The organism is Porphyromonas pasteri, from assembly GCF_014647755.1.
Taxonomy (GTDB): domain Bacteria; phylum Bacteroidota; class Bacteroidia; order Bacteroidales; family Porphyromonadaceae; genus Porphyromonas; species Porphyromonas pasteri.
In genome coordinates this window covers 675,725-699,301 of sequence record NZ_BMPU01000001.1, presented here as the reverse complement: position 1 = coordinate 699,301, position 23,577 = coordinate 675,725, and the positions used below count along the sequence as shown (strand labels likewise).

Here is a 23,577-nt window from a genome sequence, read left to right as displayed (position 1 = left end):
CTAAAGCAAAGCCCCCAGCAGCCGTCCTCGTGGTGGCTGCTGGGGGCTTGCTGTAGTCTATCGCAGCTCCGCTTTCGCTCATTCGTCTACTGCAGGAGGGTGAGGAGAGGACTATGTAATAGCGGTGTTTCACAGGTGTTTAAGGGGGCTATTTTTTTTTTTTTTTTTTCTATAAAGTCGCTACCTTTCGGGACGATTTCCATTAGCACGCACCTCTTGGTATGAAACACATTCACTTGCTCTTAGTCGCCTTTGCGCTATCTTCTGGTAGCCTTCTTGCGCAGACGACCGTCGCTGTACAGGGCACCTTAAAGAAGACGACCGACCGCACGCCCGTGGACTTTGCTAACGTCCTCCTGCGCCATCCTGCTGATAGTAGCCTCGTCGTGGGGACGACCAGCGACGAGCATGGGGCTTTCCGCTTGGAGGCTCCTGAGGGCACCTTCCTCCTTGAGGTACGTGCGCTGGGCTACCGACCCTATCATCAGACGCTCACCATCGCTGGTGCTCTTGACCTCGGCGAACTCCTCCTCACTGAGGAGACGAAGCAGCTCTCTGCTGTCCAAGTCACAGGGCGCCGCCCGATCATGCTGCGTAAGGCTGACCGTCTGGTCTTCGATGCGACCCAGATAGCGCCTGCCGCCGCCTCGGCACTGGATGTCCTACGGCAGACCCCTGGGGTGAATGTCACGAATAGTGGCATTAGTCTTATCGGCAAGGGTGGGGTCATCGTCCTCGTCAACGATAAGCGCGTGCGCCTCTCAGGTACCGCTCTCCTTAGTCTCCTGCGCTCCTATCCACAGTCCGACCTTCAGGAGATTCAGATCTTGACCACACCACCTGCTAAGTACGAAGCCGAAGGAGATGCGGGCGTCTTGAACCTCGTCTTGAAGAAAGCTAAGAATGACTTCTTCGGGGGAAGTGTCACGCCAGGCTTTGGGATCAAAAAGTTGCGGCCTCGCTATGATCTCAGTACGAGCTTCAACTATAATCAGGGCAAGGTCACAGCCTCCCTTGACCTCGGTGCCGGTACGGGGCTGTTTGATGGTGACCCACGTACCTATCGTACCTATCCTCAGCAGAAGACCTACTATGTCAGTGATACCTACTACACTGGGCGGGATAAGTACTTCAACGTACGTGGAGCGCTGGACTACGCCTTCACTCCAGAGCTCACACTCGGCTTCAGCGCCTCCTATACGCCACAGCAGGATAGTGCGCATCGTGAGAATGACTCTCGCGACTATAGCATCACTTCCGATGGCTCGTACCAGCTCCTTCGCTCCCTTCCAGGGCTTGCGGTGAACATCAATCATGGGAGGTACATCTCGGCGAACGCCCACATGGAGAAGACCTTCAAGGGGGTGCCTAAGCGCCGCCTATCGTGGGACGTGGACTATGTCGGCTACCGCAATCGGGAGGATCGTAGCTTTACCTCCTCGGGCCTAACCCCTCAGGGTACTCCTATCGCGGGCTCGGACTTCCGCTTCAATGCGCTGACCGATCAGCATATCGACTCCTACATCGCCAGCCTGGACTATGTCGAGCCCCTCGGTAAGGGGACGCTGGGCTTCGGAGCAAAGGGGTCTTGGACGCGCATCAGCAATAGTAGTGACTATGATGCAGCGAGTACGATGGGTGAGCACCACGATAAGATTCGCTTCGATGAGCAGGTCTATGCGCTCTATGCGGACTTCAAACATCCCCTCTCTGAGACGTGGAGTCTTCGCACGGGGCTTCGTATGGAGTACACCCATACGGCAGGGGAGAATAACGGCCGTCGTCTGGAGAACTTGAGGAGCTATATCAACCTCTTCCCCACGCTCTTCTTAGGCTACAATCCCAATGATCGCCATGCCTTCAGCCTCAGCAGTACCATCCGTCTCAACCGTCCGGATTTCAGTCTGCTCTCTCCCTTCGCTAATTACGAGAATCAGTACACCATCATGCGAGGGAAGGAGGACCTACGTGCTGCGAAGCGCGCACGGCTTGCCCTCGGATATACCTTCCTCGGTGCGCTGAACTTCCAGCTCAATGGGGGTTACCTATGGGACGGGATTACGCAGGTGATACGCCTGGATCCTGCGACGAACCGCGGGAGCTACACCTATGAAAATGCCGAGAAGACTTGGCTCGTTGGGCTGGAGAATAGCTACTTCTTCAATAAAGTCAGCTTCTTCCAGACCTACATCTCCCAGCGCCTTTGGTATAATGAAACGAAGCTTGATGCCCATGTGTCCTCGCTCTATGGAGGCTCAGGTCTAAACTATAGCTTCAGCATGAACAATACCTTCTTCTTCAATCGCAGTAAGACGCTCCAAGGTACCTGCTCCATCTACTACGCGAGCCCACGCTACGATGACGGAGGTCTGAGGCACTCGCATTCCTTCACGGCTAATGCAGGCCTATCCTATACGCTCCTCGATGGGAAGCTCCGTATCGCTGCAGATGCCTACAACCTCATCTGGACCGAGCCCTACATCAATATCAATACCCCCGCCTACCAGATGCGTGTCAAGAACGAGTCGAATAACACCTTCTGCACGCTGAGCATGACCTACTCCTTCGGTGCCTCGATCGAGGGTAAGGATGAGCGCCAGAGTGCCAAGGATCTTCGCTCGCGTATGTAGCGTCCTGCCGCTCCCGCTCTTGGGTCACTCCCGCTAAAGCAAAGCCCCCAGCAGCCGTCCTCGTGGCGCCTGCTGGGGGCTTGCTGTATCCCTCGATTGTATGCAGGCCGCTACTTCCTTCACCCAAAGCTTGCGCCTTCACTCTGCTTTCTCCTTCGCTCAAAGTGCCTGCTTCATCGGTTGCACGGCCCGAACGTATACCTCTTCTCATCAGAACGTATACGTATCGCGAGCACAACGTATACGTTTGGCGGTGAAAACGTATACGTTTCGAGTGTGAAACGTATACGTCTTGGGCATGAAACGTATACGTTTTGCCCCCGCAAGGTATACGTCCTCCCGCCATAGCCTCCTCCCGTCCCGAACAAACGCCCTGCTACGCCGCCCTCAGCCCCCGCAGAACTATCTACTATTCTTGGTAATTTAGATGCCTCATAAGGGGCTTCTTCGCAGTGGAAGATAGCTGCAGAGACTTATAGTAATTGGTTGATTTTTACTCAGAGATATGGATGCAAGGCGGTGTATGATCATAGACTTGGAGCGGCAGGGGGACAAACGAATGTTTATCACCGAGCAGGTCGAGTCCATAGATGTCAGTGAGCATGGAGGATGGTTGGTGCGCTTCAATACCTCTCCTCGTGTCTTCCAGTACAATAAAGCTCGCCTCCTTTATCTGAAAGATCCCAAGCCAATCAACGTCGTGCATAGGGGGCTCTACGTCCGGAATAAGCGCATCTCCGACATTGCAGAGCTCCTGTGCTTCGCCTACTCCACGTACAATTTCTATCGAGTGACCCATACGAATGGCTATGTAGAGTGCCTTGATGGTCGGGAGGTCTATATTACCCGCACGCCGATAGACCTGACGGGGGGCTCTACGTGGGACTATCTGAAGAAGCTCGCAGCTGAGACGGGACTATGCGCCAGCGACGGGACAAATATCTTAGCGAAGTCCTACCGTCTGGTGGATGTGAAGCGAGATAACGTGCCCCTTGCTCAGTACCTTGGTGATAAGAGGAAGCTGGCTATGCGCTCTATGCCACGGCAGGTCTACTATCCCTTTGGTTGCAATGCCAGCCAAAAGGCCGCGGTGGAGGCAGCCCTGTGCCATCAGGTGAGTATCGTGCAGGGGCCTCCAGGTACGGGGAAGACGCAGACGATCCTCAATATCATCGCGAACTTGCTCCTCGCAGGCAAGACTATATTGGTGGTCTCAAACAATAATTCTGCCGTAGAGAATATTGCCGAGAAGCTCCAGCGTGAAGGCTTGGACTTCCTCGTGGCACAGCTGGGGAACTCCGAGAACAAGGAGGCCTTCATCCAACAGCAGCAGCCCTATTACCCCGATATGGAGGGATGGGCGCTCGAGGATGCTTCGGCGGTCAAGAAGGTCGCCAAGGAGGCTCTGCGGAAGGTGTCTCAGGGCTTTGATGACCAGACGAAGCAGGCTCAGCTACGGGCCGAGCTCAATGCCTTGCAGACGGAGCGTCAGTATAATGATCTCCTTAATGAGACTATCGGGCAAGACGTCAGCTGGCTGAAGGATAAGTCTCCTGCAGGGTTGATGGCCTTACTTACGCGTTTTCAGCAGCTCGCAGAGCGGTCGGAGCGACCCAGCTTTTGGTTTCGCTTGAAGAGTGCATTCACTTTAGGACCGCAGGCCTTCTCGTTCCTCAAGAGAGAGTTTGCGGAGGTCATCGCTTGCCTGGAAGATGCCTACTATGAGGCTTCTCAGTCTAAGATAGAGAAGGAGCTTTCAGTAGTCGCACAGCGTCTTCAGTCCATCGACTTAAAGCAGAGCGTCAAGGAGCTTACGACCTCGTCGCTCCAGCTTCTCAAAAGCAAGGTAAGCAAGCGCTATGATAGTGGCGGTGTCCGATGCCAGTTCACTATCAGAGACTTCAAGCTCAAGACGGAGGCTTTCCTCAAGGAATATCCCGTGGTGCTGAGTAGTACATACCGATCGAATGGGAATATCAATCCCGATTATGTCTTTGACTATGTCATCATGGACGAGGCTTCGCAGATCGATATCAAGACGGGAGCATTGACCCTATCGTGTGCTATGAATGCTGTGATCGTAGGGGATGACAAGCAGCTACCTAATGTAGTAAGCCGAGAGGAGACCCTTGCTCTCAAAGCGATAAGAGAGACCTACCAGGTCGATGACCGATATGATGCTGTGACGCATAGCTTCCTGAAGTCTTGCTTAGAGACCTTCAAGGATGCCCCCGTGACGCTGCTACGTGAGCACTATCGTTGCCACCCCAAGATCATTGAGTTCTGCAATCAGCGCTTCTATGACGGTGAGCTAATCTCCATGACGACGGATAAGGGTGAGGAGAAGGTGCTTCAAGTCCTACGCACCGTGAAGGGGAATCATGCCCGAGGACACTTCAACCAGCGTGAGATAGACGTCATCACGCAGGAAGTGCTACCAGAGTTTCAGGATCAGGGGAGTATCGGTATCATCACCCCCTATAAAGATCAGGCGCAGGCTATCAACCAGATGCTGGGCATGGATATCGCAAGTACGGTGCACAAGTATCAGGGGCGAGAGTGCGACACGATCATCATGAGCATGGTGGACAATAGTCCGACGGAGTTCTCTGACGATCCGAACCTCCTCAACGTAGCTATCTCTCGTGCCAAGACTCATCTCTGTATCGTGGCGACAGGGAATGATCTGCCTGAGGGGAGTATCCTATCTCAGCTCATCAGCTACATTCAGTACAACAACTTCGAGGTAAAGGAGAGCAAGCTGCGCTCGGTCTTTGACCTGCTATATACGCAGTACACTACGGAGCGCCTGGCTTATCAGTCCAAGCATCAGGTCTCAGACCAACTATCTGAGACGCTCTTCTATGATACGCTACTCAAGGCTCTCAATGAGGTGGGGCGTAGCGAGCTTTCCGTACTCTGTCACTATCCCCTTGAGAGACTCATCGCTGATACGTCGCTACTGGATGCTGAGGAGCGAGCTTTCGTCAAGAGTCCTCTCTCGCACGTGGACTTCCTCGTCTATAATTCGCTGACGAAGCGTCCGCTACTCGTCATCGAGGTCGATGGCTGGAGCTTCCATAAGGGGAGTGCCACGCAGCAGGCCCGAGATGCACTCAAAGACCGTCTTCTCTCCAAGTATGATCTCCCTCCCTATCGCATCTCTACGACAGATATGGTGACGGTCGATATGCTGAGAGAGCGATTGACTACTTTATTGTAGGCCTGCAGTAAGGCACTGCGATTATTAGAAAAAGCCTATCTTCGTGGTGCTTCCCAGGAAGGGAAGTGTCTTTCATCAGAAGTGTCCAGAGAACGGCTACGAGCCGTCCGCAACCTATCCGCATACGGGGCAAGGTGCGAGAGGCAGACTCCCTGCCTGACACGAGAGGACGTATCGTCTCATCTAAAAATAAAAGGTATGACTACCCAAGCTACATCTACTTTGACAGAGGAGCTCGCATCCCGCTCCCACACTATCTATTCGACTGACCACCCCGAGGGGCAGCTGCGTCGTATGGATGGTACCCTGCTACGTCTCTATCCCGCTACATCTCTCCCCGCACCACTGACGCCCGAAGCACGTACCGAGGCTACGGAGCTCTTTCGCCAAAGCGTGCCCCTCTTGTGGCGGTATCGTGAGCGCATTCTTTCGGATAGCCGAATGTTCCTCACTCCCATAGCCGAGCTGAATGGCTTGGCGTATCTGGGCGCCTTCCCCGAGGCGACACTGGGTGCGTACATTGAGCTCTGGACGCTGTGTGATGCTGCGCTCATCATGGACAAGCGTGGGGGCCAGCACTTCGTGACGCGTGTGGCTGGTAGCCCGCTCTCTGGGAGCAATCGCTGCACGCTGGTAAGCGAGGAGGGCGAAGTCAGCACGCGTAGTGTGCGGGACTTTAGTTCGCTGTGGCGCCCCCTCCGAGGCTTGATCCGCCGCTACCGAAAGCCCCAAGCTACCGCTCAGCACTACACCCTCACCGAAGCCCTTACCCATCTCAGCGAAGAAGGGTAGGGGCTTACCCTCATTTCCTTAGGTATAGAAAAAGGGTGCAAATCGCAAGCGATTTGCACCCTTTACCGCGGAGAGAGAGGGATTCGAACCCCCGGTACCTTGCGGTACAACGGATTTCGAGACCGCCACATTCGACCACTCTGCCATCTCTCCGATGGTCGATCACGAGAAGAGGAGACTCTCTCCATCCTCCGAAATCGCTGCAAAGATACGCATTCTTCTCGGTTTGCAGAAACAAACTCAAGGAGCTATGCGGATGTGACCCAGGAGGGACTCAAACCCTCGACCTTCAGAACCGGAATCTGACGCTCTATTCAACTAAGCTACTGAGCCATTTTGCTGACAGCGTCACTATCAAGAATACGTGAAATTCCGCTTCCATAGTGGCGTAGCCAGCGCAAAGATACGAATTCTTTGGACTCCTTCCTTGTGGGAAAGTGGGAGACTTCGGGGGCTACATGGGAGGGCTTTCAGAAGGCGGTATTACGACCTCCATCAGAAAGTAATATAACCTTCGCCGAAAAGTAATATAACATTCATCGAAAAGTAATATAACATTTGAGTGGGGACCAGGGCTTACAGGAAGGTCTTTACTTCGCTTAGGCGCTGGATGACGTGGTTCAAGGGAAGGCTCTCGGGTACTGGAGCTGCGTGGCTATTGTACCAGCAGCGGTCGATACCACTGCGAAGGGCACCCATCATATCGGCTTGAAGGCTGTCTCCGATAAAGAGGACTTCATTGGGGGCTACACCGCTTCGGCGCATGGCTTCCTCAAAGAAGGCCTCGGAAGGCTTCTCTGCCCCGATATCATCCGAGACAAAGAGGTCGGAGAAGTAGTGTAGGATCCCTGCGACCTGCAGGCGTGAGCGCTGCATCTCGAGCATACCATTGGAGGCCACATAGAGCTTGTAGCGCTCGCTGAGATAGCTGAGTGCTTCAGCGGCTTCTGGCTCTAAGATGGCTTCTTCGTGGAGCTGCTGATGGAAGAACTTCCCGAAGGCATCGGCATCCGCGTCGATGGCGAGTGCCGCTAAGAGACGGTGGAAGATCGTGTCGTGGATCTCCTGTACGGTTATCTCTTGGCGCTGCTGCTGCGTCCAGAGTACATCGCCGATCCAATAATAGACTTCGTAGTAGCTAGGCTCGTAGGTCACGCCCATAGCTTCGAAGGTCTTCCGAAAAGCTATCTCAGCTGAGGGACGGAAGGTCAGAAGCGTATTGTCAACATCAATGAAGAGCGCCTTGTACGGGCGCTCCATAGCAGTCTTATGCATGTGAGTAAAGGTATATAATATAGGCTGGGGACTTCGTGGGGCTACTTACTTTCGCTTGTCGTCACGGCGTGAGAGCAGGAGGAGCTTCACATAGTAGATGACGCGTATGACGATAGCTGCCATCCCGAGGCTCTGAAAGAGTAGGGGATAGGTACTGCGGCAGGCAAAGAAAGCGATGATAGAGCCGATGGCCAGTACGAAGAACCACAGCTGGAGGATGAAGTCAATACGGTCACCCTTCTTAGGGCGGGAGGAGCTTGTATTCATATATCATGTAAACCGGATGCAACTCGTGCGGTTCACTCTTATACTTTATATAATAGGAGGAGATAAGAGTGCAGGCCCTCCCGCCCCGATGAAGGAGGCAGGAGGGCCTGCTTGCTCTAATAATAGTAATAGAGTATGGTGTGCTTCTTAGAAGCGCAGACCGACACCGAGGTAGAAGGATGCGTTCTTGAGGCTCTCTTCACTGGCCTTCTGCTTGTAGATGTTCGTCAGACCGATGTCCGAACCCAGTCGGAAGTACAGGCTGCTGAGGTGAACAGCGACCGAAGCATTGACGCCCGTATCGAAGCGCTTGAGACCACCATTCTGGAAGTCGAGGAGGACATCCTTAGCGGTGGAGCTGGAGGAGACACCATAGGAGAACGATGGTCCCCCTTCGATAGATACTGCAAGCCCACCGAGGCCCAGGCGTAGACCGAGGTTGACGGGTACGCTCAGGTAGTTCAGCGTGGTCGTCTGGTCGCCCAGCTTACTCCCGTTCTGCTGGAAGGCAACACCAGGAGCTATATAGAGTGGGCCAAGGAGACCGACTTCGACAGCCCCAGCGACGCGGAAGCCTGGACGAGTCTTGTAGTCCTTGACAGAGTAGCCACTAGCGTCCTTTGCAATATTCGTGGAGAAGTTCCCCGCGACTTCGAGACGGGGATGGACTTCCTGAGCTTGCACTGCAAAGGTGCTGGCGAGCAGCGCAACGGCTGCGATGATCATCTTCTTCATAATTCGTTCGTGTGCATTAAATATACAGCGGTAGAATGCTCTCTACCATGATGTATCTATAACGGAGAGAAGGACTATAGATGATATACACCGCTTACCAGCGGTTTTTCTTCTTACCACCCTTCGAGGACTTACCACCCTTATACTTGTCGAAGGCACCCTCGCTACTCTTACTACCCTTGCGGTAGGACTTGCGCTCGGGAGCAAAGTCTTGATTGCGACGGCTACGACGCTCCTTCTTGCCATCGCCACTGCCCATGGCATCGGCATAGTCGACGGCGATGCGGCGACCATCGACCTCGTAGCTACTCATCGAGCGGATGACCTCCTGAGCATCAGCTTCCTCTACCTCGAAGAAGGCAAAGCGTGGGAGCAGGTCGATCTTGCCGATCTTCACGCGTCCTGGGACGCACTTGTTGATCAGCTCAATGAGCTTGTTGGGGAACATACGGTCGAGCTTACCGAAGTTGATGAAGAGGCGTTTCATCCCTTCCTCAGCTACGGCATTGCGCTTATCACGCTTCTTACCTTCCTTGGCTTCGCCCGAGAGGCGGCCCTTGTCATCAGCCTCCTCGATCGTCTCTTCGCTCTCGTAATAGTCGAGTAGGCGGCGGTGCTCGAGGAGCATCAGTCGGCGTACAAGCTCCTCGCGGTCGATCCAGTCGAGCTTACGGACCAGCTCAGGGAGGACAGTGTCAAGCGTCGTGTCCTCGGTGAGCTCGACACGCTCGATGCGATCGGCCAGATGGAAGAGCTGCTTCTCGCAGATGGCTTGACCCGTAGGGAGGTGCTTGCGCTCGATGGTGGCATGCGAGATGCGCTCGATGTCACGCAGGCGACCACGCTCACGGCTGTGGCAGATAGCGATGGAGATACCCATCTTACCGGCACGTGCTGTACGACCACTGCGGTGGGTATAGCTCTCTATATCATCGGGCAGGCCGTAGTGGATGACGTGCGTGAGGTCGTTCACGTCCAGCCCGCGAGCTGCTACGTCGGTAGCGACGAGGAGCTGAAGATTGCGGATGCGGAACTTCTGCATCACGTAGTCACGCTGAGCCTGCGAGAGTTCGCCGTGTAGGGCATCAGCATTGTACCCATCACGGATGAGCTGGTCAGCGATCTCCTGAGTCTCACGACGCGTGCGGCAGAAGATGATGCCGTAGATATCGGGATAGTAGTCGGCGATACGCTTCAGAGCAAGGTACTTGTGACGTGCCGATACGACGTAGTAGTAGTGGCGGATATTCTTGTTCCCCTCGTTCTTCGTCCCGACGATGATCTCCTTGGGCTGGTGCATGTAGGAGGCGGCGATAGAGCTGATCTCACGGGGCATCGTGGCAGAGAAGAGTAGGAGGTGACGCTCCTTGGGTACTTCAGCGAGGATCGTCTGGAGGCTCTCAGAGAAGCCCATCGTCAGCATCTCGTCAGCTTCGTCGAGGACGACCGTCTCGATGCTGTCAAGGCTGGCTGCTCCACGCTCCATGAGGTCGATGAGACGACCTGGGGTGGCGACGATGACCTCTACACCACGGCGAAGCGTGCGTATCTGTGCCTCGATAGAGGAGCCACCATAGACGGGGAGGATGCGTACCGAGGGGAGGTACTTGCTATAGGCCGTGAGGTCGTCAGCGATCTGCAGACAGAGCTCGCGGGTAGGGCAGAGGACGAGGGCGCGCGGTGTAGCGACGCCATCGTTGGGCTGAGCCTGAAGGCTTCGCTCCACGTTCTGCAGGAGGGGTAGGCCAAAGGCTGCCGTCTTCCCCGTCCCCGTCTGGGCTAGGGCGATGAGGTCAATGGGGGCACCTAAGAGGTAAGGGATCACAGCCTCTTGCACAGGCATGGGCTGTTCATAGCCAAGCTCACGAACGGCTTGGCAGATAGGGGCACTTACCCCTAATTCTTCGAATGTCATCTAATGTAACTGATAAGTAAGCATCCGTCCGCCCCGTGAGGGGTAGAGGGATCGTGGACGTATGCTCTGCGGTGAAGTCCATCAGCCTGACCTCGATGAGTGCATACATAAATTAATTATAAAAAATAGAGTGCGGGAGGCCCATCGGAATGCGTCCAGCTCTCCCGAGCTGTGCGTGGGCGCCCTGCGGCGGAGACTACTTCTTCTCTGTCTCGGGAGAGACGAGCTCGCGGCTCTTGTCCCCGAGGTAGCCACCATGGTGGCGCAGTGAGTAGTCGTGGTAGGTGAAGCCGATGCGCTGCATCACGCTCACTACCAAGAGGTCACCGAGCACCGTCATCACTGTGGTACTCGTCGTCGGCGTCAGCCCCAGAGGGCATACCTCTGCAGGGTTGCCCGTGGAGAGGGTGACGTCGACGAGCTGAGAGAGTGGACTCTCGCTATTACCCGTGATGAGGATGAAGGGTAGGCGGGGGTACATGCGCCGTGTGAGGGCGACAAGCTCCAGTACCTCGCGTGTCTTGCCTGAATTGCTGATCAAGAGCATCACATCACTCTCACAGACCATCCCCAGGTCGCCATGCTGTGCTTCGCTCGGATGGAGGAAGTAAGCGGGCGTCCCCGTAGAGCTGAAGGTCGTCGCGATGTTGTGAGCGATCTGTCCAGCCTTCCCCATACCCGAGGTGATGAGGCGACCGCCACCCTGATGCACGTGCTCCAGGATCAGGCGGATAGCTGCTTCGTAGTCATTTTCTTGTGGGATGGTACGTAGCGCTTCGATCTCAGCGCTGAGGATCTCAGGGATAGTATATTGCTTAGACATGTCGCTCGTGGCAAAACTTTTTCTCTTCCACAAAGATACGTCTTTCCCCCGAGAGAAGAAGGGTCTCTTTAAGGCTTTTGATATAGTGGGCATTCTATTCGGTAGGTGTTACGTCGCGTAGCCGTGCTATTAGGCGGTTCGTTTCTTCGGAGAAAAATCTGGGGGCAGTAGTAGAATGCCTTCCTCCGATCACGAGTAAAAGTGTCGGACGAATGGCAGATAAACTCGATCTACGTGCGTGGATCTTAGATCTACGTACGTGGATTTTAGGGTTTATGTGCTAGGTCTTTAAGACTACGTGCATGGATGAGGAAGCACCACTGCGGGAAGCAGCTTTTGCCTCACGAGAATACTGCTTTCCCCTTTGGGGGATAAGAAAAATATCTGTGATAGGACGAGCCCTTCGCTCTATCACGGAGAAAAGAACCCACTAATGGGAGCCTGCTGCATCTTGGCTTGCTATCGTTTCCTCGGCACGCATTCGGGTGTGGACTAAGCTGGAGACTGGTGCTTATTTCAGGCCTGTATATTCGCCTTTTTAATGATGTTTAACGTATCGTGTTTATTACTTAATAGTCGGAGTCTATTGGAGTATATTTTTATAATATATTATCTTTGCAGGTGAATTGGATTCTTGTGCATCTGAGCCTTTTAGACCCAGAAGCCACGATCGCACTACGCCCGCATGGATCTATAAATAGTTGTAGTGCTGAGTGTGCTGAGCGTCAATCTTCACTCAAGCAGCTCAGCACGATATCCTGAACACAATTTTTGAAATTTATCACGACTTTATGTTGAAAAAACTTCTCTTACTTGCTGGTCTCTTCGGCACTCTCCTCGCTTCCTGTAGCCAGGATGATAGCGATCGACTAGCTCATGAAGCCACTACACCCGAGGGCCCAGGTGTAGAGGTCATGCTGAACTTCGGGGCCGAACAGTTCCGTGATACCTCTTTGGAGCAGGGGCAGAAGACCCAGTCAGGTCGTGCCTTTGACTACGTCGTCTACGATGAGACGAACGGGGGTACTACGACGACTTCCTCTCACCTTGACCTCTCCTCGGTAAAGGGAGACATTAAGGCTACGGTCATTCTTCGCTCAACGGATTCTTCTCAGCCTGTCACGGTTGGCGAGATCACGATGGAGCGTCGTACCTCTTATCCTGATGGCTCTGCTGTCCCCGCCGACCGTGTGTATCTACACACAAAGGCTGGTGGCTCGCCTGTGAATGCAAAGGCTGGTACTGACTTTACTAAGGGTACTTGGAGCGTAGCTCTGGTCATCGGTGGTAAGCGCAGTGGTAGCACATTGGCCTTCGACCCCAATAACCTCGAGTCTGTGAAGTACTCCGATGATTCGCAGTCAGACCAGGGTATTGATCGCTTTAGTGCCCAGAATAAATGGAACCTCAAGGGGATCACTAAGTCTACTAAGGGAGATAGCTATACGGATGAAGAGAAGGTGACGCTCGACGTACCCTTCTTCTCACAGTGGATCACGCTCGCGGATGGAGACTTCGTCAATAAGGCAGGTGGCAACAATGCTATCATCTTCGGTAGCCGCTTCACCCTTCGCCCTCAGGGGACGCTTCTCCGACTTGAGATCAAGAATGAGAACTTCACCGACATCAAGCTGGCGGGGCTCCGTATCCTCACGAATATGCTTGCCTTCCGTGGTAAGTATGACTTCTCTGATGCCAACGTCCGCTCATCGGAGGATCTCGCATCTACTTGGACAGGTCTTCGTGCCGATGGTTCGGCTCTCCTCGATTCAGCAAATACGAATCAGGGCTTTGGCTGGTCACTCCCTTTCCCTAACTATACTGACTTCTGGGTCAAGGATAAGGAGGATATTGCTACAGGTGCTAAGTCCTCTAAGTACTACCTCATCTGGGCTATGCCTGAGACGGTCACAGCTACGAATGCTACGGCCAATGTAGGGCGTACTACGGAGCAGAGTCGTGGTGGTATCATGCACGTCCTCCTCTATGATGCTAACCGTACGGGGCTTGAGTACAATCAGCCTAATACTGCTGCTGGAGCTGTTGTCCTCCCTAAGGCGCTCATTCGTAAGCCTCTTCTGACGCGTAATTTCCCTGCAGGTGCCTTCCGCCTCTCTTCTACGGCCCTTAGCGGTCAGACATTGCGTTTGGTCGGCTACCAGACGAAGATTTATACCTTCCTCGACTTTATGGAGAAGGAGGATAAGGCGGGCTATCATGCCTATGATGAAGTAGCTACGACCAGTATCAGTGGTGATCAGGTATTACCTGCTCTGCACAATTGGGCGTCCATCTTCCCTGGTAAGCAGCCCGACAATCCTTATTTAGAGGGAGGCTTCACCTTTAAGCATTACCTCTACACGCGTTCTTCGGCTAATTCGCCTGCAAAGTCATTCAACTCACCAAAGTATGGGTATATTCCGGGCGGAGAATTTATTCGAACGTACCCATTAGTCTTGAGTGGAGAGGAGTCCTATACCCCGGCAGCTAGAGCTGGTCTCGATCCTGCCCTCTCTGGTAAGTCTCGTAACTTTGCTTCTATCAGCATCCCAGAGGAAATGCAGATTCCCTATATCGTCGGTGATACGAAGAAGCCTCTGCTGTACGCTACGGATGCCCCTAATAAGGATCTCTACTTCTCTACCTATTTCTTCCCTGTTGGTGGTGCTGGGAGATCTATAGCGGGGAACTATTCCATTATAGGTTGGGGGCAGGGACAGCAGTTCCTCACTGCTAATGCCTATGACTTTGATCCCACCCATCAGAAACTCACCATCTATTCGCGCTATTTGGGACCAGCCTTCCATCGACCCTATAGAGGTGGGTGGAGTGTCAACTACTCTTGGGATATCACTTGGTTAGTTTGGAATGCTTCAGCAGCCAAACCCTTCGTTTATACGGCTGAGGTTGACGATACCGTGCGTGAGCTGTCACTTGCTGGATACCAGTATGATGGTGTACAGGATACAAACAATAGCTCGGTGAATGGGTCTCGAAACTCACTCTTCTACTGGGTCGCTGGTGCTACTGAGCCTACTTGGATGTACTTCTACGGTGAGGATGTCTCAGCTAACCGAGGTCCTCTGGGTGTAGGTGTCGTCGCTAACGCGAAGGGCGAGCCTTACTCTGCCGCAGACCAAAGCAAGCTGAAGGCTTATATCCGCCTCTTCTCAAAGAAGGCCATCAAGTAATCTACTTCGGCTAACTCATCGACTGGCTCCCTCACCTCTTATGGGTGGGGGAGCCAGTTTGCTTTACGCCGGTGATGAGCTTGTGAGGAGCAGAGCAGGTAGTTTTCCGTATCTTTGCCTGAACCTATGGGACGAATACTCGCTATTGACTACGGACAGAAGCGCTGCGGTGTCGCAGTCACTGATCCCCTCCAGATCACCCCGGGGGGGCTCGGGACGCACCCGACGCATCAGCTCCTCGCCTTCGTCACGGACTACGTGCAGCGTGAGTCTGTGGAGCGCATCATCATCGGCTATCCCCGACAGATGAACAATGAGGAGTCTGCCTCGATGAAGTATATCCGCCCCTTTGTAGAGAAGCTCCGTAAGGCCTTGCCCTCTGTCCCTATTGAGTATCAAGATGAGCGCTTCACCTCGACCCTAGCGCAGCGTGCTATACGTGAAGCGGGGATTGGTAAGAAGCGCCGTGAGCAGGATAAAGGGCTCGTCGATGAGGTCAGCGCTGTCATTATCCTACAGAGCTACCTTGAGAGCCGTGATGGTCTCGGGCAAATTCACCTGCCATTCAAATAGTATCACCTAATCATCCCTACGATGAAGCTACCTATATATATATATGGACATCCCGTCCTGCGTGAGGTCGGGCAAGATATTACTGCCGACTACGAAGGCCTGAGTACCCTCATTGAAGATATGTGGGAGACCATGTATTTCTCTGATGGTATCGGCTTGGCTGCCCCTCAGATCGGGCGTGCTATCCGCCTCTTCGTCATCGATGCCGATCCTATGGCAGAGACCTTCCCCGAGTGCAAGGGGCTCAAGCAGACCTTCATCAATGCTCGTATCGTTGAGAGTAGTGAAGAGACCCTCGCCGAGAATGAGGGTTGCCTCAGCATCCCTGGTATCAATGAAAAGGTCACGCGCCCAGCGACGATCACCATTGAGTATCTGGATGCAGACTTCCAGCCCCATCGTGAGACTTACACGGGCTTTGCCGCTCGTGTGATCCAGCACGAGTATGACCACATCGAGGGCGTCCTCTTCATCGATAAGATCGCGACCATCCGCAAGCAGCTCATCAAGGGCAAGCTTGCCAATATGCAGAAGGGTAAGGTGTCGGCACACTATCGTGTCGTCACCGCTCCACAGAAGCGTAAGTAATCCTTAGGCTGTTGGGCTCCTCGTGCCTCAGCCTTCACTCCCATACTACGAGATAGACGCTATATGAAGAAGTACACACTTGCGGCCCTTGGCCTCCTCCTATCCGCCTCTACGCTCCGTGCGCAGATCGATGTTGAGCAGGCGCTTTCGATCGGACGCAATGCGATCTACTTCAATGACTATATCGTCTCGATGGGGTACTTCAATCAGATCATCGGCTTGCGCCCCTGGATGGCTGAGCCCTACTTTTATAGGGCTGTGGCGAAGATCAACCTCGATGACTACGCTGGTGCTGAGGCTGATGCTTCGCTGGCTCTTGAGCGTAACCCGATCTTCCCTCGTGCCTACCTCCTGCGTGGTATCGCTCGCTTCTCGCAGAAGGAGTATACTCCTGCAGTCGAGGACTTCCGTCGAGGACTCGAGCTCTCCCCGCGAGATGTGGGACTTCAGTACAACTTGTCCATAGCCCTACTGCAGGATAAGCGGTACGCAGCGGCAGATAGTGCTGCCCAGCGCCTGCTGGAGATCGACCCTAAGAACAAGGATGCTTATCGCATCTTAGCACAGTCAGCCCTTGAGCGCAAGGATACAGTTAGTGCTACACGGCAGGTGGACTACCTGCTGGCGAAGGACTCGACCTATCTGCCAGCTCACCTCCTCCGTGCTCAGATAGCCGCTGAGCGCAAGGACTATAAGACGAGCATCCGTGCACTGGATCGGGTATTAGCTCAGGATGCAGGTGATGCGAACCTCTATGTCAATAGAGCGATCATGCGCTATCACCTCAATGACCTGCGAGGGGCCATGAGTGACTATTCCGAAGGGCTACGCCTTGAGCCGAATGACCGTGCGGCTCTCAATAATCGTGCGCTACTGCGTACGCAAGTAGGGGAGTATAGCTTGGCTATTCAGGACTGGGATAAGCTCCTGCAGCTCGAGCCCGATCACTATATCGCACGCTATAATCGTGCGCTCCTACATCTTCGCTTAGGGAATCTTCGCTCCTCTCTCGAGGATCTCAATATCGTCCTCAAGCGCTACCCCATCTTTGCCGAAGGCTTCATGGCTCGTGCAGAGGTGCGTCGTAAGATGGGCGATGTTAAGGGGGCTACACGCGACGAGCTCCATCTCTTTGACCTGCAGAATAGCAAGAGCTATCGCAATCGTGCTGCCTCTGCTTCTCGTCCCGCTAAGGATGGTAAGGAGACGCGTAGCCGAGAGGATGAGGCGATCGAGAAGTACAATATGCTTGTCGAGACGGCTCCAGAGCCCGTCAAGGACAAGCCCAAATACACCAGCCAGATCCGTGGTCGTATCCAGGATCAGGAGATACAGATGACGCCTCGTCGTGATCTGACGCTCTCATACTTCACTGAGATAGATAAGGATGGGAACCAAGGACAGGTCTACTTTGCTCCGCTCTTGGATCGCCTCAATACACAGCGCTTGCATCAGGATAAGCGTGCCCCCCGCCTTGTGCTCCGTGAGCAGGGGAGTAGCCTAAGTCTGGCAGAGGTAGAAGAGGTGCAGAAGCATCTCAGCCAGCTGAATGCCCAGACCGAGAAGACAGCGCAGCTCTCCTTCCTTAAGGGCATTGATCATCTCCTCCTGCAGGATCTCGGTGCTGCGATATCAGCTCTTACCGAGGCTATAGAGCGTGACCCATCATTTACTTTAGCCTACTTTGCTCGCTCCATCGCGTCACTTCGTCGGAGTGAGGCTGAGCGTGGGCGCCCTGTCGAGCAGTCTACACCTTCTATACCTCAAGTGCGAGCTGCTGCTACGGGGGCTAAGGGTACGACACCAGCAGAGCTCCCCCTCCCCGCACCTACCCCAGCGAGAGTCGTCGAATACTCCCCCTTGACTGACCTTAATCAGGTCATCACTCAGGCTCCGACATTCGCCTTTGCTTACTATAATCGGGCGAACCTATATGCTAAGACGGGCGATGTAGAGCGTGCTAAGCAAGACTATACCAAGGCGATTGAGCTCAATCCGCTCTTTGCCGAAAGCTATTTCAATCGAGGTCTTCTCTACTATTCCGAAGGGAAGGTGAAGGAGGGTACTCGCGACCTAAGTCGTGCCGGTGAATTGGGGCTCTACAAGGCCTACAGCCTCATCAAGCGAATGAATAAATAGAAGTGCAGTAGGGGAGTACATGGAAAGAGCTAACTTTGTGCATCAACGTATCAAAAGCATAAGCCAATGAAGATCGTCTACTGTATCTCTGCGATGTTTAAGTCCGGAGGGATCGAGCGAGTCATCGCCAATAAGGTGAACTACCTTGTGAACCATGGCTATGAAGCTTGTATCATCACTACGGATCAGGCTGGTCGCCCTGACTTCTTCCCTATCGATGAGCGTGTAGAGCGAGTTGATCTGGGTCTGAATTACGATCAGTTTGATGAGCTCTCCCCGTGGAAGCGATACTGGAAGACGTATCAGTTACGCTCCCAGCACAAGGCTCGCTTGGAGGCTGAGCTCAAGCGATTGCATGCTGATATCACCGTCTCTGTCTGGCGTCAGGAAGCTAGCTTCCTTCCCGACCTGAAGGATGGCAGTCGAAAGATCCTCGAGTTACATTCAGCCAAGGCTACAGCAGAGCTTATGCATCCTGCGGGGAGTAAGTTGAGGCGCTTCATTGGGCGTCTTCGCGTAGCCCAGCAGGAGCGGGTCGCTGCTCGCTATGATCGCTTCGTTATCCTTACTCATGAAGAAAAGCCTCTTTGGAAGGGCTTTTCTAACCTGAGTGTTATTCCCAATGCTCTTCCTTTCTCTCCCCAAAAGCGAGCCGATGTGTCAGCTAAGCATCTCATCGCTGTGGGGCGTATGGAGTATCAGAAGAATTTTCCTGAGCTCCTTCAGATCTGGTCACGTGTCGCACCTGACTTCCCCGAATGGCAACTGCATCTATATGGTAGTGGCTGGATGCTTGATGGCTTGAAGCGTCAGGCAAAAGAGTTGGGGATTGCCTCTCAAGTCTCCTTTGAGGGAGCTGTGAGCGATATGGAGACGGCTTATGCTTCCTCCTCGGTCTATCTAATGACCTCACATTATGAAGGACTCCCTATGGTGCTTCTCGAAGCTCAGTCAGTAGGCTTGCCTGCTGTCTCCTATATGTGTCCTAGTGGACCTCGCGATATAATCACGGATGGTAAGGATGGTTTCTTGGTCCCCCTCTATGATCAGGAGACTTTTGCAGAGCGTCTTCGAACGCTAATGCGTGATGAAGAACTCAGGCGTCGTATGGGGCAAGCCGCAGAGGTAGCCTCGCACCGCTATGACCTTGATGTTATCATGCCCCAGTGGCTCTCGCTATTTAATGAACTCGTAAAGTAACCTCTCTTATGAAGATTGCCTACGTTTTAAATAATACTTGGTACGCTGGAGGCCAGACTCGCGTGCTGATCAATAAGGTGAACTACTGGGTTAAGCAGGGTCACGAAGTATATATCTTAACGTCAGATCAGATTGGGAATTCTCCCTACTATGAAATGGATCCGAGGGTAAAGACGGTGGACTATGCCATTGGGTACATTGGAGCAGACCAGCTTAGCATGCTACAGAAGGCGATGAAGCTGCCCGGCTTCCTGATCCGTCATTATGTCCGTATGAAGCGAACTCTGATGGAGATTCGTCCTGATATAGTGGTCTCTATGTATGGTAAGGAAATCTTCTTCTTACCTTTCATCAAGGATGGAAGTGCTAAGGTCTTAGAGGCACATGGTGCCCGCTATACTTGGATCTTCTCTCGAAAGGGCCTCTTAGGTAAACTCCAGAATTGGCTCGATATTAAGCTGGTTCGACGCTTTGATCAGTTCGTAGTCTTGACCCAGGAGGATATACCGAACTGGGATGTCCCCAATACGATCTGTATACCTAATGGGAATACATTTGCTCCAGTTGAGAGTGCCACTCTTGATGTAAAGAAGGTGATCTCCTCTGGACGCCATGGTGTACAGAAGAATTTCGAGAACTTGGTTGAGGCTTGGGCAATCGTACATGCAGCTTGTCCCGACTGGCGCTTGAAGATCTGTGGCCAAGGACTGGAGAAGCTTGATCCTATCATTGATAAGCTTCAGCTTAGAGATAGCATTGATCGTCTAGAGTCTTCGGATATGCAGAAGGAGTATATGGACTCCTCTATCTCTGTAGTGAGCTCGAGACATGAAGGCTTCTCGCTTGCTCTTGCTGAAGCGAATGCTTGCGGTGTGCCTAACGTCTCTTACGCCTGCCCTTGTGGCCCCCGTGATATCATCATCAATGGAGAGACTGGTATCCTCGTAGAAGAGCTTGAGGATTATCATAAGCTGGCGGAGGGGATCATTCGTCTGATTCAAGATGATGAGCTACGTAAGAAGATGGGTAAGCGAGCGAAAGAACTCTCTGTACGCTTCTCAGAAGAGTCCGTCATGCAGCGCTGGACAAAGCTATTCACTGAGCTCATCGCTAAGAAGAAAAAGCATTAGCCTCCACGATGCCAAAGCTCATACTCGTACCGACTCCGATTGGAAACCTTGAGGATATCACCCTGCGGGCTCTCAATGTCCTAAGGAGGGTATCGCTCATATTGGCCGAAGACACTCGTACCTCAGGGCTACTTCTGCAGCACTATGAGATTAAGTGCCCGATGCAGAGCTACCACAAGTATAATGAGCATCAGGCCCTCGAGCGCCTGTGTGAGCGTATCGAGCAAGAGAGTGAGGTGGCTTTGATCACAGATGCTGGTACACCAGCCATCTCGGATCCTGGGTATCTCTTGGTGCATGCTTGTATTGAGCGAGGTATCGAAGTGGAGTGTCTTCCTGGAGCAACCGCCTTCGTCCCAGCCTTGGTTATCTCGGGGCTACCTTCTGATCGCTTCGTTTTTGAGGGGTTCCTCCCTGTGAAGAAGGGAAGACAGACGAAACTGCAGGCTATAGCATCTTCAGACTATACTACCATACTGTACGAATCTCCGCATAGAATCGTTAAGACATTAGAGCAACTCTCCGAACACATGGGAGCAGAGACTAAGGTCGCTGCAGTCCGAGAGATCTCTAAGCTCTATGAGGAAGTGGTTCGTGGAAGCCTCGCGGAGGTCATCCAGCACTTCACGGAGCATGAGCCCCGAGGAGAGTTCGTTCTCATAGTGGGTAAAGGCACTGTAAGTGATAAGAAACAAAATATAATAGATCCCATCCACAGCTCGTCCGACGAAGAGGATCGACGCAAGATGAAGCGATCGAAGAAGTGGAATAAGTAAATCGAATAAACGTATGACAAAGAGACTTGTCTTGGGTGCAGCGATGCTGCTTACTCTCGCTTCCTGCGGGAAGAACTCTGGCGAATATCAGACGCTCAAGCAGCAGTATGATTCACTCGCCCTGATCAACCAGAACTATGAGGCCGAACTCCATGAAACAGACTCCCTCGTAGCCAGTGTCCTGACGAACTTCCAGGAGATCTCCTCCGTCGAAGGGATGATCAATGTCAATCCTCGTAGTGGCGACCTCCAGCGCTCTGAGCGTGATCGTATCAAGGACAACATGCTCCTGATCAACGATAAGCTCCGTGCCAGCAGTGAAGCTCTTGACCAGCTGACTAAGAAGCTGGAGTCAAGTGGTAAGGAAAACAAGCGCCTGCACGGCACGATCGCTGCTCTGCGTAAGGAACTTGAAAACCAGAAGCAGCGTGTCCTCGCTCTCTCCGAAGAGCTTGAGCGTAAGAACCTCGCTATCGGCGTACTGGACTCTATGCTTACTCAGCGTAATGGGGACGTTGATCGTCTGAATGTCGCTACGGCACAGCAGGCCGAAGCTCTGGCTGCTCAGGAGAAGGAACTGAACACCGTCCGCTACTGCGTCGGCACCAGCTCTGACCTCAAGGAGATGAACCTCATCAAGAGCGGTCGCGTCGTCACGGAGAACGCTAACATGAGCTACTTCACGAAGACGGACCTCCGCGAGCTCTCGCAGATCCCCCTCTTCAGCCGCAAGGCTCGCCTCTTGACGGTGCATCCTGCTTCTTCTTATGAGCTCGTTCCAGGCTCTGATAAGCAGCTTGTCCTCTACATCAAGAATGCTCAGGCCTTCTGGAGTAACTCAAAGATCCTCGTTGTCCAGGTAGACTAAGCCAGTCCCTGAGGCATGAGAGTCTAATCTCACTTACGAAGACGAGTCTATAGCACGTGCCCACATCGTGGGGCGTAGCTGTAGACTCGTCTTCTTCTTTATTGGTACTTCCTAAGTAGACTGCTGATGGGTTATACGACTACTCCTGCTCTTGTGCTCCATCGTACTCGCTATAGTGACCGCTATAGCATCGTACACCTCTATAGTCGGGGGATAGGCTATGTCGGTACGCTTGTCCCCGAGACCTCCAGCCGAAAGAATGCTGTGCGGGAGCACTTGCGCCCTTTGGCAGAAGTGGAGATCACGCTGTCGCTTAGTCCTCAGCGTGATTTGGCGCGTATTCATGAGGTGCATAGCTTGCATCCTCGTCACGCACTCCATACAGATCCTGCTAAGGGAGCTCAGGCGATTTTCCTGAGTGAGTTCCTCTATCGTATCTTGTCGACGACGCAGACACCCGATGAGGAGCTCTATGACTATATCTCCTCATCGCTTGTCCTATGGGAAGGGCTTAGTCGCGGTGTTGCGAATTTCCACCTCTGCTTCCTACTGACACTCCTCCCTTACTTCGGTATCGCTCCAGATCTTCCTGATGAGGAGGCTCGAGGATGTGGATATTGCTTCAGCCTGCAAGAGCAGTGCTACCTACCACATCGAGAGGCTTATTGCTTGTCACCGGAGGAGACACAGCATCTGCCGCTTTTCCTTCGGATGAGCTATGACACAATGCATGGCTTTGCCTATAGTCGGCAGCAGCGCGGGGTGATTCTTGATTACCTCCTTGACTATTACCGCCTACACTTACACTCCTTCCCTCAGCTCAAGTGCCTCCCTATTCTGCGCCAACTTGGGCTGTCTGCAGAGAGAAACTAGGTAAATTGCCATGATAAGAGCACGATATGGCGACTAATCATGGGATATTTACTACATTTGTATCATAAGGAGTGCAATTAGTGGCACGCCGACCCACCCTTGTATGAAGAAACTGAATGAGCTGGATCTGAAGATCCTTAGACGACTGACTACGAATGCTCGCGTCCCCTTGCGTGACGTAGCTGAAGGAGAGAATAGCTCGCGCTCCTCCGTCAATCAGCGTCTTACCCGTATGATTGAGAATGGGGTACTGACCTCGCTAAAGTATCATGTGAACCCCAAGAAGATAGGCTACAACACGTGTACCTACGTTGGGGTGCGACTGGAGCGTGGCTCTCTCTACAAGGAGGTCGCTGAGCGAATGCGTGAGATCCCCGAGATCGTTGAGTGCCACTTCACTACGGGGCCTTATACGATGCTCATCAAGCTCTATGCGATTGATAATAATGACCTCATGCGCATCCTCAACGGGATCATTCAGAGCATCCCAGGGGTCGTCGCTACTGAGACCTTGATCTCGCTGGATGTAAGCTTTGAGCGTAGCATCCATATCCCAGATCATATCCCCCAATAGGCGGT

General features: G+C 53.2%; 18 protein-coding genes and 2 tRNA genes. 13 read left to right on the top strand and 7 right to left on the bottom strand.

Annotated features, from left to right (window positions below; all coding sequences use genetic code 11):
- Positions 1–221: 221 nt before the first annotated feature.
- From IEX77_RS02730 to IEX77_RS02720, 3 genes are all read left to right on the top strand, one after another.
- A complete protein-coding gene (locus IEX77_RS02730; RefSeq protein ID WP_229770776.1) occupies positions 222–2,630 on the top strand; it encodes a TonB-dependent receptor in 2,409 nt (802 codons plus the stop codon).
- A 505-nt stretch (positions 2,631–3,135) separates the two neighbouring features.
- The gene (locus IEX77_RS02725) at positions 3,136–5,853 is read left to right on the top strand and encodes a DEAD/DEAH box helicase (RefSeq protein WP_188807590.1); all 2,718 of its coding nucleotides are present in this window, start codon (positions 3,136–3,138) and stop codon (positions 5,851–5,853) included.
- A 198-nt stretch (positions 5,854–6,051) separates the two neighbouring features.
- On the top strand, positions 6,052–6,645 hold the full coding sequence (locus IEX77_RS02720) for a hypothetical protein (RefSeq protein ID WP_188807589.1): 594 nt from the start codon (positions 6,052–6,054) through the stop codon (positions 6,643–6,645).
- Between the two features lie 68 nt (positions 6,646–6,713).
- On the opposite strand, the gene IEX77_RS02715 is transcribed toward IEX77_RS02720, so the two are convergent.
- From IEX77_RS02715 to IEX77_RS02685, 7 genes are all read right to left on the bottom strand, one after another.
- A tRNA-Ser gene (locus IEX77_RS02715) sits at positions 6,714–6,798 on the bottom strand.
- A gap of 106 nt (positions 6,799–6,904) precedes the next feature.
- Positions 6,905–6,978, bottom strand: a tRNA-Arg gene (locus IEX77_RS02710).
- Between the two features lie 243 nt (positions 6,979–7,221).
- Positions 7,222–7,920: a YjjG family noncanonical pyrimidine nucleotidase gene (locus IEX77_RS02705; protein ID WP_188807588.1), complete on the bottom strand. Its 699-nt coding sequence runs from the start codon at positions 7,918–7,920 to the stop codon at positions 7,222–7,224.
- A gap of 45 nt (positions 7,921–7,965) precedes the next feature.
- Positions 7,966–8,187, bottom strand: coding sequence for a hypothetical protein (locus IEX77_RS02700; protein ID WP_188807587.1), 222 nt, complete (start codon positions 8,185–8,187; stop codon positions 7,966–7,968).
- Positions 8,188–8,334: 147 nt separating this feature from the next.
- Complete coding sequence (locus IEX77_RS02695) at positions 8,335–8,922, bottom strand: outer membrane beta-barrel protein (protein WP_188807586.1); 588 nt, start codon at positions 8,920–8,922, stop codon at positions 8,335–8,337.
- A 94-nt stretch (positions 8,923–9,016) separates the two neighbouring features.
- Positions 9,017–10,837 (bottom strand): DEAD/DEAH box helicase, encoded by a 1,821-nt coding sequence (locus tag IEX77_RS02690; protein WP_188807585.1) that lies wholly within the window; start codon positions 10,835–10,837, stop codon positions 9,017–9,019.
- Between the two features lie 196 nt (positions 10,838–11,033).
- Positions 11,034–11,660 (bottom strand): SIS domain-containing protein, encoded by a 627-nt coding sequence (locus IEX77_RS02685; protein ID WP_188807584.1) that lies wholly within the window; start codon positions 11,658–11,660, stop codon positions 11,034–11,036.
- 791 nt (positions 11,661–12,451) lie between these two features.
- Here IEX77_RS02685 and IEX77_RS02680 point away from each other — a divergent pair.
- From IEX77_RS02680 to IEX77_RS02635, 10 genes are all read left to right on the top strand, one after another.
- Complete coding sequence (locus tag IEX77_RS02680) at positions 12,452–14,851, top strand: hypothetical protein (RefSeq protein WP_188807583.1); 2,400 nt, start codon at positions 12,452–12,454, stop codon at positions 14,849–14,851.
- Positions 14,852–14,977: 126 nt separating this feature from the next.
- Entirely contained in the window at positions 14,978–15,424 is a 447-nt protein-coding gene (gene ruvX / locus IEX77_RS02675) for a Holliday junction resolvase RuvX (protein ID WP_188807582.1), read from the top strand.
- Between the two features lie 21 nt (positions 15,425–15,445).
- On the top strand, positions 15,446–16,012 hold the full coding sequence (gene def / locus IEX77_RS02670; protein WP_188807581.1) for a peptide deformylase: 567 nt from the start codon (positions 15,446–15,448) through the stop codon (positions 16,010–16,012).
- 63 nt (positions 16,013–16,075) lie between these two features.
- Positions 16,076–18,151: a tetratricopeptide repeat protein gene (locus IEX77_RS02665; RefSeq protein WP_188807580.1), complete on the top strand. Its 2,076-nt coding sequence runs from the start codon at positions 16,076–16,078 to the stop codon at positions 18,149–18,151.
- 66 nt (positions 18,152–18,217) lie between these two features.
- Positions 18,218–19,351 (top strand): glycosyltransferase family 4 protein, encoded by a 1,134-nt coding sequence (locus IEX77_RS02660; RefSeq protein WP_188807579.1) that lies wholly within the window; start codon positions 18,218–18,220, stop codon positions 19,349–19,351.
- Between the two features lie 8 nt (positions 19,352–19,359).
- Positions 19,360–20,481 (top strand): glycosyltransferase family 4 protein, encoded by a 1,122-nt coding sequence (locus tag IEX77_RS02655; protein WP_188807578.1) that lies wholly within the window; start codon positions 19,360–19,362, stop codon positions 20,479–20,481.
- An 8-nt stretch (positions 20,482–20,489) separates the two neighbouring features.
- Positions 20,490–21,257 (top strand): 16S rRNA (cytidine(1402)-2'-O)-methyltransferase, encoded by a 768-nt coding sequence (gene rsmI, locus IEX77_RS02650; RefSeq protein ID WP_188807577.1) that lies wholly within the window; start codon positions 20,490–20,492, stop codon positions 21,255–21,257.
- Between the two features lie 13 nt (positions 21,258–21,270).
- Positions 21,271–22,125 carry a Cbp1 family collagen-binding glycoprotein adhesin gene (locus IEX77_RS02645; protein WP_009433110.1) on the top strand — a complete coding sequence of 285 codons (855 nt, stop codon included), beginning with the start codon at positions 21,271–21,273 and terminating at the stop codon, positions 22,123–22,125.
- Between the two features lie 126 nt (positions 22,126–22,251).
- Positions 22,252–22,998, top strand: a complete 747-nt coding sequence (gene recO / locus IEX77_RS02640) for a DNA repair protein RecO (RefSeq protein WP_188807576.1) — start codon at positions 22,252–22,254, stop codon at positions 22,996–22,998.
- Between the two features lie 103 nt (positions 22,999–23,101).
- Positions 23,102–23,572 (top strand): Lrp/AsnC family transcriptional regulator, encoded by a 471-nt coding sequence (locus IEX77_RS02635; RefSeq protein WP_009433161.1) that lies wholly within the window; start codon positions 23,102–23,104, stop codon positions 23,570–23,572.
- Positions 23,573–23,577 lie beyond the last annotated feature (5 nt).

Excerpts from the sequence above, each read along its gene's own strand:
- IEX77_RS02730 (WP_229770776.1), top strand. The coding sequence starts at position 222 with ATGAAACACATTCACTTGCTCTTAGTCGCCTTTGCGCTATCTTCTGGT.
- IEX77_RS02725 (WP_188807590.1), top strand. The coding sequence starts at position 3,136 with ATGGATGCAAGGCGGTGTATGATCATAGACTTGGAGCGGCAGGGGGAC.
- IEX77_RS02720 (WP_188807589.1), top strand. The coding sequence starts at position 6,052 with ATGACTACCCAAGCTACATCTACTTTGACAGAGGAGCTCGCATCCCGC.
- IEX77_RS02705 (WP_188807588.1), bottom strand. The coding sequence starts at position 7,920 with ATGCATAAGACTGCTATGGAGCGCCCGTACAAGGCGCTCTTCATTGAT.
- IEX77_RS02700 (WP_188807587.1), bottom strand. The coding sequence starts at position 8,187 with ATGAATACAAGCTCCTCCCGCCCTAAGAAGGGTGACCGTATTGACTTC.
- IEX77_RS02695 (WP_188807586.1), bottom strand. The coding sequence starts at position 8,922 with ATGAAGAAGATGATCATCGCAGCCGTTGCGCTGCTCGCCAGCACCTTT.
- IEX77_RS02690 (WP_188807585.1), bottom strand. The coding sequence starts at position 10,837 with ATGACATTCGAAGAATTAGGGGTAAGTGCCCCTATCTGCCAAGCCGTT.
- IEX77_RS02685 (WP_188807584.1), bottom strand. The coding sequence starts at position 11,660 with ATGTCTAAGCAATATACTATCCCTGAGATCCTCAGCGCTGAGATCGAA.
- IEX77_RS02680 (WP_188807583.1), top strand. The coding sequence starts at position 12,452 with ATGTTGAAAAAACTTCTCTTACTTGCTGGTCTCTTCGGCACTCTCCTC.
- ruvX (WP_188807582.1), top strand. The coding sequence starts at position 14,978 with ATGGGACGAATACTCGCTATTGACTACGGACAGAAGCGCTGCGGTGTC.
- def (WP_188807581.1), top strand. The coding sequence starts at position 15,446 with ATGAAGCTACCTATATATATATATGGACATCCCGTCCTGCGTGAGGTC.
- IEX77_RS02665 (WP_188807580.1), top strand. The coding sequence starts at position 16,076 with ATGAAGAAGTACACACTTGCGGCCCTTGGCCTCCTCCTATCCGCCTCT.
- IEX77_RS02660 (WP_188807579.1), top strand. The coding sequence starts at position 18,218 with ATGAAGATCGTCTACTGTATCTCTGCGATGTTTAAGTCCGGAGGGATC.
- IEX77_RS02655 (WP_188807578.1), top strand. The coding sequence starts at position 19,360 with ATGAAGATTGCCTACGTTTTAAATAATACTTGGTACGCTGGAGGCCAG.
- rsmI (WP_188807577.1), top strand. The coding sequence starts at position 20,490 with ATGCCAAAGCTCATACTCGTACCGACTCCGATTGGAAACCTTGAGGAT.
- IEX77_RS02645 (WP_009433110.1), top strand. The coding sequence starts at position 21,271 with ATGACAAAGAGACTTGTCTTGGGTGCAGCGATGCTGCTTACTCTCGCT.
- recO (WP_188807576.1), top strand. The coding sequence starts at position 22,252 with ATGGGTTATACGACTACTCCTGCTCTTGTGCTCCATCGTACTCGCTAT.
- IEX77_RS02635 (WP_009433161.1), top strand. The coding sequence starts at position 23,102 with ATGAAGAAACTGAATGAGCTGGATCTGAAGATCCTTAGACGACTGACT.